The organism is Barnesiella sp. ET7 (assembly GCF_024733785.1).
GTDB classification, from domain to species: Bacteria; Bacteroidota; Bacteroidia; order Bacteroidales; family Barnesiellaceae; genus Barnesiella; species Barnesiella merdigallinarum.
The window spans coordinates 66,063-78,385 of record NZ_JANRHM010000008.1 but is presented as its reverse complement, the minus strand read 5'-3'; the positions used below and the strand labels follow the sequence as shown (position 1 = coordinate 78,385).

Genomic DNA, 12,323 nt, shown 5'->3' with positions numbered 1-12,323 from the left:
CCAAACCGATAGCGACTGTATTTTTGTCACGCCCGGCCTACCCGACTGTCAGCCTCACGCTCGTGCCCGATAAAACACCAAGGGGCAGCCCCACCGGGCCGCCCCTCGTATATCTGCGACAGCGTGTCGTCGGCCTATTTCCGGGTCGGTACGATTTCGAATATCTCGGCATCGCCCGTGAGCTGTACGGACGCAACACCGGGCTGCAAAACCACTTGACAGAAGGGTTCGGTTGCCGTCACCTCGGCCAGAGCAGAACCGTCGGCGGCCAACTGCTTCACCGTTACGGACAGCGGCTTGCCATCCTTCCGGCTGTTCATCAACAGAGCATAAGCCTCCACACCGGGTTTCACCCCGAAGGTGATGGTACCCTCGTTGCGATAGCTCGTGCCCAGCTGGCCGTCGAACAAGTAGAGAGCCTGCTGCATGTCGTCGGCCTTCAGGTCAAAGCCCAACCGCTCGAGACGAGGCGGATTCACCTCGAACGAACGTATCGAGGCATAGTTGGTGCGGGCCGACTCGAGCCGTTTCAAACGAATGTATCGGGCCTGTACCGGCTCGCCCTGCCAGTCGATGACATACTGCTGCTTCAACTCGCCGGTGAGGGGCGTCCACGTCTTTCCGTCGGCCGAATATTCTACCACGGCGTGGTCGAAGTAGTCGACATCGTCGACCGAATTGCGGCCCTGACGAATAGAAACCTCGGTCACCGGCTCAATCTTGCCCAGGTCGAGGCCCATCCAGTCGCCGGCCTTCTGAGCGATACCCGACGTGTAATAGGTTGCCGTGTCGTGGTCCAGCATCAGTTTCGCCTGCGGAGTCTTGATTGTGCTGAAGGTACCGATGCCCTTGTAATAGATGGGCGTCTCGCCCCACACGCGAGCCAGGAAACCGTGGGCCATATCGTCCATGGTATTTTCGTAGAAGGGTTGCAACTTCATGGTTCCGCTCTTGTGAGCCTCGTAGGCGGCGCGGTCGTCGCTACTCATCAGGTTTTGCACATAGAGGTTCCAGAAGGCGGCATGGTCGCCATCCGTGCGATAGAGGCGGGCCAGCTCGATGGTCCGTTTGCCGCGCGCACCCAGCTTTTCAAACTCGACGAGCCAGGGGGTCAACTCTTTGACCAGGCCCCGGTTGGCACAGTTGCGCTCTATGGTAGCGGGGGCTTTCTCTACCCGGTCGAACTCCTGCCAGAGGGCATCGGCCGCAGCGTCGTCCCAATCGGCCAGACGGAAGGTACGGGTCTCCCACGACTCGTCGCGGCGATAGCCGTTCTCGGTATCGCACGAGTGGATGGCAAAAGTGCGGTATGCCTCGCGAGCCTCGGGCATCAGTTCGCCCAAGCCCCGCTCCCAGTTGTCGATGGGGTTGTAGTCGGCCACGTTCCAGGTATAATCGGCCACGCCGTAAAGGGCCAGCTTCGAAGCCTCGCCATGCTCCATGGGATTGCTGGCGATACCGCAGAGGTCGTCGGACGTCAAGGTGGTATCGAGCCCGTAAACCGGGCCTTGCAGAATGACGTGACGCACATAGTCGTTCACGGGATAGTTCCACCAGAAGTAAGCCGGCCGTTTGATGCGGCTGTTGACCCACTCCATCGTCTCGGGCGTGAGGTCGCTGCACACCACGTCGCCGGTCCAGAATACCTCGACCGAGGGGTCGAGCGTGTTGCCATAAATGGCCAGAGGTCCCTGCGGTGTGGGGTTGGCCCACAGCTTGGAGTAGTCGGTAGGACAAACCGTGAGGTAAGCCACGTCGCCCTTGGCCTTGACAAAGTCGGCCGTCAGGCGGTTGAGCAGTTCGGTCTGTTTCACGGGGTTGGTACCCTCGCCCGATATGTCGTCGAAGAAGAGGGCAAAGGCACGCACGCCCAGGTCGTACATCCAGTTAAACTTATTCACCAGATTCTGATAATCCTCCTCGTTCCATTTAATATCCTGTCCCGGGTGAATGGCCCACACGAAATCGACCCGGTTGCGGCGGCAGGCCTCGATGAGCTCCTTAATCTGCTCGGCCTCCTTCTCGGGATAGGGCAACCGCCAGTTGGGGCAGCTGTGATAGGGGTCGTCTTTGGGACCGTAGAGGTAGCTGTTCATCTTGAACTTGCCGTAGAAGTCGATGAGCGACATGCGTACCTCGTGCGACCAGGGAGTGCCGTAGAAGCCCTCGACCACACCACGATATTTCAAATCGGGGTAATCGTTAACCTCGACATAGGGCAAACGGCCGTCGGCTGCCGCCGGACTCTCGAGCAACTGCCGCAACGTCTGCAAGCCGTAGAAGGCACCCCGTTCGTCGTAACCCACAATATCGATACCCTTCTGATTCACACACAGCCAGTAGGCTCCCGATATGGCTTTCACGCCTTTGCGTTCGGCCTGTTTCTCGCCATAGTCGACGGTGAGTTTCACCCCCTTCTTGTTCTGGGTCAGGAACGGCACATCGGCCGAGAAACGGCCCTGACAGTCCTTGAGGTTCACCCCCTTCGACAAATCCAGCACATGCGCCCGGTCGAGGGTCATCTGCTGCGGCGTAGGGTTCACCACAATACCGCCGTGATCGAGCTTCTTGCCCGGAACGGCCAACACATCTTGCGACTCGGAACGCTGACTCGACAAATCGAATTCGGCCTCCTGAGCCCACACACTACCGCAGGCCAACATCGCGACAGCCCATGCGGTCAATACTTTGCTACACTTCATCATATTTTTTGGTTTCTGTTGTTTTCCATTGGTCAAGACGGCACCAGCACGAGACCGCTCCCCTCTTCCGGGTTCAAAAATAGCAATTATTTGCCTTTCTTCAAAAATTTCCGACTCAACCAACGACGCACCGGTTCGTCATAGAGTTTCAGGCAAAGGTAGGCCACCGCCACATTCCACACATACACGCACAGGGCCACCTGCCAAGTTTCGCCAAAGGTGAAGTAACCCTTCTCGATGAGCCAGGCATAAAACAGATACATGAAGGCATAGTGGGTGATATAGAGCGGATAGGAGATGTCGCCCAGAAACTTGCACACCCGGGTCGAAAAGGCATCGGTAGTAGCCCCCGAAGCCCCCAGAACAATCAATACCGGGAATACGGCGACGATGCAAACGGTCTCGAACAGTCCGTTCAGGCTGAAGCTTTCGGTCCCGGGCAGATAGGGCACATGAAACAGCACCAGCAAGACGAGTGAGCAAATCCAAAAGGCACCCCGCACCCGCACCGGTTTGAAGCGACGCGAGAGCAACAGCCCCATCGAGAAGGGGAAGAGCATGCGCAACAGACCGCCCACGAAGTTGACCGTGTCGAGCGTCCACCCTACCCCGATGTTGCCGTAACCCGACACGTCGAAGGTGGCAAAGCCGGCCAACGCCAGCCCCAGCACCACCACGACGCCGGTCAGGACCCGGGTCGAGAGCCGGTGAAGCACCAGCGCATAGAGCAGGTTACCGATATATTCGAAGAAGAGCGACCAGCTGGGGCCGTTCAACGGGAACATCTCGCCATTGCCCCGCACCTCGTAACCGGCACCGGGGACGGCCGGGATGAAAAACATGGCACATAGCAGGGCCAGCATCACCATCGAGGTGGCCACATGGGTACCGTCCCACTGCACCCGCCCCTGCAGGCAAAAGGTGATGGCTCCCAGCACCGCCCCCATCACCACCATGGGGTGCAGGCGGATAAGCCGGCGTTTGAAAAAGTTTTTCAGCGTCAGGCTCCGGCCCCAACGGTCGTCGTAGGCATACCCGATGACGAATCCCGACAGGATAAAAAAGAAGTCGACAGCCAGGTATCCGTGATTGATACCTTCGATAAGGGTTCCCCCGGCAAAGGCATAGCCTTCGAACACGTGGTACCACACGACCAGGAGGGCCGCCACGCCCCGCAACCCGTCGAGCAGTTCGTAATGGGGTTTGGTATCGGAGAAGGCGGCAGAAGAGATGTTTTGCATGATGATGAATTTTTCTACTGGATGAATTTCTGTTTTTCGTAGCAGCGTGCTACGACTGCAAAATTACAGCAGTTGCCGCACTTGAAATTTGACCTACATCAAAAACGGCCGGGACTCCCCCACTATTTTTTGGCCCGGCGCAACCGGCTGAGTGTCGAGAGCGTGATGCCCAGATACGAGGCGATGTAACCCAGTTGGGCCCGTTGGCACACCTGCGGAAACTGTTGCTGAAACGCCTCGTACCGCTCGCGGGCCGAGAGGGTGAGTCGCTCCTTGTGCGAACGGTGCAACCGCCGGTATTCGTTCTGGTGAATGATGCGCCCCCAGTTGGCCAGCTCGAGATTGGTCTCAAACAGTTCGCGCAGCCGCGATAGCGCAATGCGATAGGCCACCACCTCCTCGAGGGTCTCGACATACTCCTCGCTCACCTTGTCGTAATAGAGTTCGTCCATGCTGAAAACGATGCCCCCCTCGCACGAAAACGAGGTGGTTATCTCCTCGCCGTTGACCAGCCAGAACGAGCGCGTCATGCCCTGCTCGATAAAGTAGGCATACTTGCAGTAGATGCCGGCCCGCACCAACTGATACCGCCGGGGGAAGCGGCACTCGGTCACGCTCTCCTTCAAGGCCTGCACCGTCTCGGGCGAGAGCGGATACAACGCATTTATCGTTTCAATCACTACATCCATCATAGACTTGTTCTCCTCTCCCATCAAGGCTCTACACCTCGCACATACCGCTCCATACGAAGCAGTTGCGATAGCAATCGGCCAGGTCGACCTCCCGGTCGAACAGTCCGAAGACCGACGACCCCGACCCCGACATCGAGGCGTAGACCGCACCGGCCTCGTAGAGGCTCTCCTTGATAGCCCCCACCTCGGGGAAGCGGGCAAAGACACTCTTCTCGAAATCGTTGACCAGCCGGTCGCGCCACTCGGCCACCGGCCGCGCAATGGTCACGCTCACCGGTTCATCGGGCTCGGCAGGAGTCACCAGCGAATAGGCCACCGCCGTAGGCACCGCCACGGCCGGCTTCACCAGTACCAGACGGTACCCTTTCAGCGAGAGAGCTACCGGTTCGAACTCGTCGCCTATCCCCTTGGCCAGCAACGGCTTGTTGTGCAGAAAGAAAGGACAGTCGGCACCCAAAGCGGCCGCCTCGCGGTCGAGCTCCTCGTCGCTCAGCGGCAGGTGGAAATAGTCGCACGCCATCGCCAGCAGAAAGGCAGCATCGGCCGACCCACCGCCCAGTCCGGCCCCGAAGGGTATCGCCTTGTGCAGGTGTATCGACACCGGCGGCAGGTCGAATCGCTCGCTCAACCGCCGCCACGCCTTCATCACCAGATTGTCGCGGCTGTCGCCGTCGATGACTATCCCCGACAGCGTAAGGCTCGTAGCCGGGTCGGATGTCGGCACCAACTCCAGCGCATCTTGCAGCTGTATGGGATAAAACACCGTTTCGAGATTGTGATACCCGTCGGGGCGACGCGAAACGATGCGCAGCCCCAGGTTGATTTTTGCATTGGGAAACCGTATCATGGTTTTGTCTGTTTTTCGAGTTTCTCGGCGAAATTAACCATTCTCCCCCACATGGACAACCTTCTCCTAAAAAAGAAATGAAGAAGGCATTTGTATATCCCCGATTTCAATCTTCCGTGTTCCCATGAGTCCAATGGTTTAGTCGTCAAAATAAGGTGTACTTATGTAGTATAGATAAAAATCTACCGGGATATTCAGCTTGGCGATTCTTTGCCACATGTCGGGCCGTATTCTGAACTGGAAGTTATAATGTCCCATACTGCAATGGAGTATCAATCCGCTGTTTTTGAAACGGCGGAAAACTTTTCGGAACGACTCTAAACGGCTTTCTACCAAGTCCAATATTTCGGTGGATTGATATACCAGATCGAAATATTTCGATGCTTTTCGGTTGTCGAACGTATCGTAAAACCAGACGTTTTTCTCATCGAAGACCGGGTGAGTGCCGAGCTCGGTGTAGGGTATGTCGGGGTATCCTTTCCGCTTGATACGGGTGGGGGATACTCCGGTCATCTCGGTAACGATGCCCGGGTCATTCTTCCCGGTCTCGATATAGAGTGTGCAGCCCATCTCGGTTCCGGCCTTGATTCGGTTAATGTTATTTTTCTTGCTTTTACTGAACAGGTACAGGTCGAAGTCGACCAACAATCCGTACGGTGCGATACGCTTCCACAGTTCCGGTGGAATGCGGAATTGAAGTTTATGCCGGTTGACATAACAGAAATGAAGGAGGCATTTGTATTTGTAGTTTCTAAAAATCTTTTGGAAAGAGCTTTTCTGTTTCTCTATCATTTCGAGCATATCGATCGATTTGAAAGGTATCAGATGGTCGTCTTTTTCAAAATAGGTAGTACCGGATAATTCCCACAGGTTTTGTTTAAAGAACTTCCCGGGTATTTCCTTACTGGGTATTGTATTGTGGGGTCTTGTTCTGAATATTTCGCCTTTTGTAGTGGCCCACGAGGGTTGGATACCGGTCATACGGGTTACGACCGAGGGAGCATCTTCTTCGGTATCGATCCAAAAATCGCATCCCATTTCTATTATTCTATTTTTTAATAAGCCCATAATAATTATATCATTTATATTTGAAGGCAGGACTACTTATCGTCTTCAAACGGTATTGATTGTGCAATGAAAGCATAAAATATCAGCAGGGTATTTCGATAGAATTTCATGGTACGCAAGTTGGGGTGTTTCTTTTCTCAAAGAAAGGGAATATTTATTAAAAAACAAAATATTCTCAAAGGAATGAAAGGCGATTACTTCATTAAAGTTAATCGCCTGTAAACGTATATATTTATACTCTTTCGTCTTCCCAAGTTTCCGGGTTCCAGTTTTTTTCAATGCGGTCTATTAAAAATTCTATACCCCAGATTCCGCTGGGCGGATATTTTTTTTGCTTTTTTGTCAGTTTTTTTACTAATCTCCATTCATTATTTTGAATATTGGTAATTTCCCACCCTTTGAACTCTCCGCAAACTTTTTCTACTTCTTTGAAATATTTAGGGACTTTGAACTTTTTGACTTCGGAAAAACCAACTTTGCGAATGTATTTTCTCCGTAAAGCTATTCCCAACGGAACGAAACAGATATATCGTTCTTTCTGCTGGACTAATTTTTCCAAATCGACGGGTTCATGATATACCCCCGGAAGCAAGCGTATCAATGTCACTTGATTCACTTCGGCCATGTATTGGATATATGCATTTCCTATTGCCGTAGGGACTTCAAAAATATCCCCGATTTCAATCTTTTTCCTTGTCATAAACTATAAATTTTTAATATAACTATTTCCCACTTTTATAGCTTCTTCGTATATCGGATTTTTACGGGACATGGATTAAAGTCACCAATGCAGCTATAAATGCAAAGAAGCAAAAAATACTCTTACAAGACAATCAAACCGAAGTTTTTCTCAGGAAAAGAGACAAAAAATACATTTTGAACTGAAACCGAAAAGAAAATGGAACCGTTTCCACATTCTAAAAATGAATAAAAAATTTTAGTATCGGCAGAATTTATTCTAAATTTACCCGCATAACTCAAAAAGTGCTTAGATGAACAAAAGAATTCTCACGGCAGGCGCTCTCCTGCTCGCCCTATCGTCATTCGCATACGGGCAAACCTCGACCCGCGATTTCCTGCATCGCAACCCGCAGTTCTTCGGCAGTACGGGTACCCCCTACTACTGCAACGACACCACCGACACGCCGGCTCCCGAAGGGTTCGTCCCCTTCCATGTCGACCACATAGCCCGGCACGGTTCCCGCACACACGACTCGAAAACACTGGTGCCCAACCTTTACAAACTCATGAACCGGGCCGACTCGCTCAGCATGCTCACCTCGCAAGGCAAACTGCTGAAAAGCCAAATCGACTCGATATACCACCGCATGAATCACCGCTGGGGCGACCTCACTCCCCTCGGGGCCCAACAACACCGTGATATGGCCCGCCGCATGTACAACCGCTTCCGCCCGGCATTTACCCCGCAAGACGGCCGTGTGAACCTCATCGCCCAATCGACTACCGTACCCCGCTCCATGGCCAGCATGGCGGCCTTCGTGGCCGAGATGCGGGGCTACACCCCGGAGGCCGATTTCTCCATGGACCCCAGCAACGGCTACGACAACACCTTGCGCCCTTTCAACAGCAAGGACTACAAGCAATACCTGGCCAAAGGGCCGTGGAAATCGGTACTCAAGGAGTATCAAACGCGGCACACCCCCACCCGGCTCATCGACCAGACCTTCAAAAAAGGGTGGGAAGAGCTGATTCCCAACCCCGTCACCTTTATGACGCACCTCTATGCCCTGGCCATGATTCTGCCCAATACCGACTACGACATCGACCTCTTCCCCTGGTTTACCGAGGATGAGAAGTACGACTTGTGGAGCGTGAACAACCTCTCGCAATACCTGCGCAAAGCCAACTACCCCGACGGCCAAGGACTGCCCGTGGCCATAGCCAAGCCGCTGCTGGCCGACATGCTGGCTACCTCGCAGGCGGCTGTCGACGGCAACGGCATCGAGGCCAACCTGCGATTTGCCCACGGCGAAAACACCATCCCGCTGCTGGCTCTGCTCGGCATCGAGAATGCCGCCGTGGCCGAGTCTGACCCCGAGAAGGTGGCCGACTGCTGGCAGGATTTCAAATACAACCCCATGGCCACCAACATCCAGTGGATTCTCTACCGCAACCCGGCCGGCCGGGTGCTGGTCAAGGTACTCTTCAACGAGCAGGAGGTGAAGTTGCCCATCGCTTCGGACCACGCTCCCTACTACGACTGGGAGGCGTTCAAAGCCTACTGTGCCGACCGGATGGAGAGCTTCCCCAACGTAGCCCCCGCCCTGCCCTAAAAGCCGAGACCTGCAACCTCACTATTTCACTGCCGATATACCTACTTGGGCCTGAATGCGAGACGAATCGTCCCCTTCAGGCCCAAGCCTGTCACTCCCTCTTGTTGAAAACTTCTTCATAAGATTTGGCCCGCCCTGTACTGCGGCACACAAAGATTATATACCTTTGCATCTCGAAAGAAAGCGATATATGGAAACTCGAAGAAACTATACCCCCCGTCAGAAGAAAACCTATGCCCCGAAAGTCTCGGAACAGGGCAAGATACAACCCCAGGACACCGAGCTCGAAGAGGCCGTGTTGGGTGCCCTCATGCTCGAGAAGGATGCCTACACCACCGTGTGCGACATCCTGAAACCCGAGTGCTTCTACGACCCCAACAACCAGACCATTTACAGCGCCATTGCCAAACTGGGTGCCCAGCAACGCCCTATCGACATGCTCACCGTCACCGAGCAATTGCGCCTCGACGGCAAACTCGACGAGGTAGGCGGTGCCCTGCGCATCTCGGAGCTGACCGGCCGGGTGGCCTCGGCGGCACACATCGAGTATCACGCCCGCATCGTGGCCCAGAAATACCTAGCCCGCGAGCTGATCGAGTTTTCGAGCGAAATCCTGAACAAGGCATTCGACGAGACCAACGACGTCGACGACCTCATGCAAGAGGCCGAGGGGAAACTCTTCGAGATTTCGCAACGCAACCTGAAAAAGGATGTGGTGCAAATTGCCCCCGTCGTGAGCGAAGCCATCAAACAGATACAGGTGGCAGCCAACCGTACCGACGGTTTGAGCGGTCTGCAAACCGGATTCCACGATATCGACAAAATCACCTCGGGGTGGCAGAACTCCGACCTGATTATCATCGCCGCCCGCCCCGCCATGGGTAAGACCGCCTTCGTCCTCTCCATGGCCAAGAACATGGCGGTCAACTACAACACCCCGGTGGCCATCTTCTCGCTCGAGATGTCGAACATCCAGCTGGTGAACCGTCTTATCATCAACACCTGCGATATTCCGGGCGACAAAATCAAGAGCGGACAGCTGAGCCCCTTTGAATGGGAGCGCCTCATGTCGCGCATCGAGATTCTGCAAAATGCCCCCATCTACATCGACGAGACCCCCAGCCTGTCGGTATTCGAGTTGCGAACCAAGGCCCGCCGGCTGGTACGCGAGCACGGCATCAAAATCATCATCATCGACTACCTGCAGCTGATGAACGCCAGCGGCATGTCGTTCGGCAGCCGTGAGCAGGAGGTGAGCACCATATCGCGGTCGCTCAAGCAGTTGGCCAAGGAGTTGCAGATACCCATCATCGCCCTGTCGCAGCTGAACCGTAGCGTCGAGTCGCGTGGCAACGACAAGGACAGCAAGGAAGCCAAGCGGCCGCAGCTCTCCGACCTGCGTGAGTCGGGAGCCATCGAGCAAGATGCCGATATGGTCTGCTTCATCCACCGTCCCGAATACTACACCCGCTCCAAGGAAGACGGCAACGGCAACAACATCGAGGGTTTGGCCGAGTTCATCATCGCCAAGCACCGTAACGGTGCCACCGACATCGTCAACCTCAAGTTCGTCTCCTACCTGGCCCGCTTCCAGAACTACGACGAGGATACCCGCCTCTCCGACCTCAGCGCGCCGGTCACCTCGAAATTCAACGCCGCACCTGTCGGACAGATGGCAGGCGGTCTGCCCGGCGACCCGCTGCCCGGTAGCGCACCCCTGCCGGGGAACACCGACTTTCTGAATCCCGGGAAAGACGAAAAATTACCCTTCTAAGGGTCCGAACTTTATTTCCTCGACGATGTTACTCTACCAAAATAATCGAAGTAACATCGACGTATGGAAAACAAACGACAAAAAATCTGGATGGCCATCGGCGTAGCCCTGGCCATTGTCCTGCTATTGTTCTGGCTCACCCTGGCTATCTGGATAGACGATGAGCCCGAAGCAGCCATCGTACCTCATACCGAACAGATTGCCGATAGTTAACGCACGTTAAAATCGACAACCGCCGAAACCTTTCTCCCCCCAGCGTTGTTTTATTATCGAAAACGGCCCCCACAGAGCCCCTCCCACTCGGGAAGCGAAGCGTCGCCCCGCCGGAGACAGGCCGGGAGCCCGATTCAAAAGAGTTTGATTTATACGATAATATTCTTGTTTTTTGTGTGTTTCATTGGTATTATATTATCCTTTGTTTATCCTGTATAAACATTATCCTCTTTCTTGTTTTTGATATATTTCAAGTAGTAAAGCCCCGTCGTGAGACGAGGCTTTGCTATTTTAAATCCTTGCCGATTTCAATCCATACGTACCCAGAAGCAACCCGGCGGTCAGCGTATGCCCCGCCGGTTCAACTCGCGCTGATAGCGCACGGCGTTGCGCTGGTGCTCGGCCAGCGTCGTGGCAAAATTGTGATACCCCGAAAAATCCTCCCGGGCACACATATACAGATAGTCGTTGGGCCGGTGGTTCAGCACGGCGTCGATAGCCTGCTTCGAGGCGATGCGTATGGGACCCGGCGGCAGCCCCGTCACCCGATAGGTATTGTAGGGCGACTCAATAGCCAGATGCTTCTTGAGGATACGCCGCAAGGCAAAGTCGCCGCAGGCAAACTTCACCGTGGGGTCGGCCTGCAACGGCATATTCTTGTGCAGACGGTTCATATAGAGACCGGTCACCGTACCCATCTCGTCGGGTTTGTTGGTCTCTTCCTCGACAATCGAGGCCAGCGTAGCCACCTCGACGGGGGTCAAGCCCCAGGCCTCGGCCTGCTTCTCGCGCTTGCCGTTCCAGTAGCGTCGATACTCCCGCGCCATCTTCTTCAAGAAATCTTCGGGAGAGACGGTCCAGTAAAACTCATAGGTGTCGGGCAGGAAGAGGGCCGGCAGCGTAGCCTGCGTGAACCCCAGCTCGGCACACACGCTGTCGCTTTGCAACAGAGCCGACAGCTCCTCTTTCGAGAAACAGAGCTGGTCGGCAATCTTCCCGGTCAGCTGGTCGAGGGTACGCACATTGTTGAAGGTCACCCGCACCGGTGTCTGACTGCCCCGCGACAGCTTCAGAGCCACCCGCCAGGCACTCATGCCGGGCTCTACGGCATAGGCCCCTTCGCGCTCGGCCGCATCGAAGCCGCACAGCGAAAGCATACGCCCCACCCGAGCCACCGCCCGGTCGTCGCCCAAGGCGGCATACAGGGCACTGTCGAGTTGGGCCGCACTCCACGACCCGCGCACATACACCATGGCCCGCGTGTGCACCACCGCGTCGTAGCCATAACTCTTACCCAGCCACAAGACGGCACACACAATCACGGCCGCTACGGCTGTCAGCGACACGATCCATATCCTTATCCCTCTCGTTTTCTTTACATTTGCCATAAACAATCGATACTACTACGTGATTCATTTATATAGGAGCGACAAAAATACGGAATATTCGCGAAATAAAATAGGCCAAAAAAATTTGCAGATTCAAATATTCG

10 protein-coding genes are annotated in these 12,323 nt (G+C 54.7%); 3 read left to right on the top strand and 7 right to left on the bottom strand.

The features are described from left to right. Window positions 1–134: 134 nt before the first annotated feature. The 6 genes from NW211_RS06745 to NW211_RS06720 form a co-directional block, all read right to left on the bottom strand. Window positions 135–2,705: a beta-N-acetylglucosaminidase domain-containing protein gene (locus NW211_RS06745; protein WP_258327353.1), complete on the bottom strand. Its 2,571-nt coding sequence runs from the start codon at window positions 2,703–2,705 to the stop codon at window positions 135–137. Window positions 2,706–2,788: 83 nt separating this feature from the next. Further along, on the bottom strand, window positions 2,789–3,943 hold the full coding sequence (locus NW211_RS06740; protein WP_258327352.1) for an acyltransferase: 1,155 nt from the start codon (window positions 3,941–3,943) through the stop codon (window positions 2,789–2,791). Between the two features lie 122 nt (window positions 3,944–4,065). After that, window positions 4,066–4,632: a Crp/Fnr family transcriptional regulator gene (locus tag NW211_RS06735; RefSeq protein WP_206422484.1), complete on the bottom strand. Its 567-nt coding sequence runs from the start codon at window positions 4,630–4,632 to the stop codon at window positions 4,066–4,068. Window positions 4,633–4,663: 31 nt separating this feature from the next. After that, entirely contained in the window at window positions 4,664–5,482 is an 819-nt protein-coding gene (gene ispE / locus NW211_RS06730; protein WP_258327351.1) for a 4-(cytidine 5'-diphospho)-2-C-methyl-D-erythritol kinase, read from the bottom strand. A 138-nt stretch (window positions 5,483–5,620) separates the two neighbouring features. Beyond that, window positions 5,621–6,520: a DUF4279 domain-containing protein gene (locus NW211_RS06725; RefSeq protein ID WP_258327350.1), complete on the bottom strand. Its 900-nt coding sequence runs from the start codon at window positions 6,518–6,520 to the stop codon at window positions 5,621–5,623. A gap of 262 nt (window positions 6,521–6,782) precedes the next feature. After that, window positions 6,783–7,250 (bottom strand): hypothetical protein, encoded by a 468-nt coding sequence (locus tag NW211_RS06720; RefSeq protein WP_258327349.1) that lies wholly within the window; start codon window positions 7,248–7,250, stop codon window positions 6,783–6,785. A 292-nt stretch (window positions 7,251–7,542) separates the two neighbouring features. On the opposite strand from NW211_RS06720, the gene NW211_RS06715 reads away from it, so the two are divergent. From NW211_RS06715 to NW211_RS06705, 3 genes are all read left to right on the top strand, one after another. Then, window positions 7,543–8,844, top strand: coding sequence for a histidine phosphatase family protein (locus NW211_RS06715; protein ID WP_258327348.1), 1,302 nt, complete (start codon window positions 7,543–7,545; stop codon window positions 8,842–8,844). A 190-nt stretch (window positions 8,845–9,034) separates the two neighbouring features. Beyond that, window positions 9,035–10,618 carry a replicative DNA helicase gene (dnaB, locus tag NW211_RS06710; protein ID WP_087408590.1) on the top strand — a complete coding sequence of 528 codons (1,584 nt, stop codon included), beginning with the start codon at window positions 9,035–9,037 and terminating at the stop codon, window positions 10,616–10,618. 63 nt (window positions 10,619–10,681) lie between these two features. Further along, a complete protein-coding gene (locus NW211_RS06705) occupies window positions 10,682–10,831 on the top strand; it encodes a hypothetical protein (protein WP_258327347.1) in 150 nt (49 codons plus the stop codon). A 341-nt stretch (window positions 10,832–11,172) separates the two neighbouring features. Here the strand turns inward: NW211_RS06705 and mltG are convergent, their stop codons facing one another. Further along, window positions 11,173–12,219: an endolytic transglycosylase MltG gene (gene mltG / locus NW211_RS06700; protein ID WP_258327346.1), complete on the bottom strand. Its 1,047-nt coding sequence runs from the start codon at window positions 12,217–12,219 to the stop codon at window positions 11,173–11,175. Window positions 12,220–12,323: the final 104 nt, after the last annotated feature.

Bases quoted from the DNA above. Each gene is read 5' to 3' on its own strand.
- NW211_RS06745 (WP_258327353.1), bottom strand. From the start codon at position 2,705: ATGATGAAGTGTAGCAAAGTATTGACCGCATGGGCTGTCGCGATGTTG.
- NW211_RS06740 (WP_258327352.1), bottom strand. From the start codon at position 3,943: ATGCAAAACATCTCTTCTGCCGCCTTCTCCGATACCAAACCCCATTAC.
- NW211_RS06735 (WP_206422484.1), bottom strand. From the start codon at position 4,632: ATGGATGTAGTGATTGAAACGATAAATGCGTTGTATCCGCTCTCGCCC.
- ispE (WP_258327351.1), bottom strand. From the start codon at position 5,482: ATGATACGGTTTCCCAATGCAAAAATCAACCTGGGGCTGCGCATCGTT.
- NW211_RS06725 (WP_258327350.1), bottom strand. From the start codon at position 6,520: ATGGGATGCGATTTTTGGATCGATACCGAAGAAGATGCTCCCTCGGTC.
- NW211_RS06720 (WP_258327349.1), bottom strand. From the start codon at position 7,250: ATGACAAGGAAAAAGATTGAAATCGGGGATATTTTTGAAGTCCCTACG.
- NW211_RS06715 (WP_258327348.1), top strand. From the start codon at position 7,543: ATGAACAAAAGAATTCTCACGGCAGGCGCTCTCCTGCTCGCCCTATCG.
- dnaB (WP_087408590.1), top strand. From the start codon at position 9,035: ATGGAAACTCGAAGAAACTATACCCCCCGTCAGAAGAAAACCTATGCC.
- NW211_RS06705 (WP_258327347.1), top strand. From the start codon at position 10,682: ATGGAAAACAAACGACAAAAAATCTGGATGGCCATCGGCGTAGCCCTG.
- mltG (WP_258327346.1), bottom strand. From the start codon at position 12,219: ATGGCAAATGTAAAGAAAACGAGAGGGATAAGGATATGGATCGTGTCG.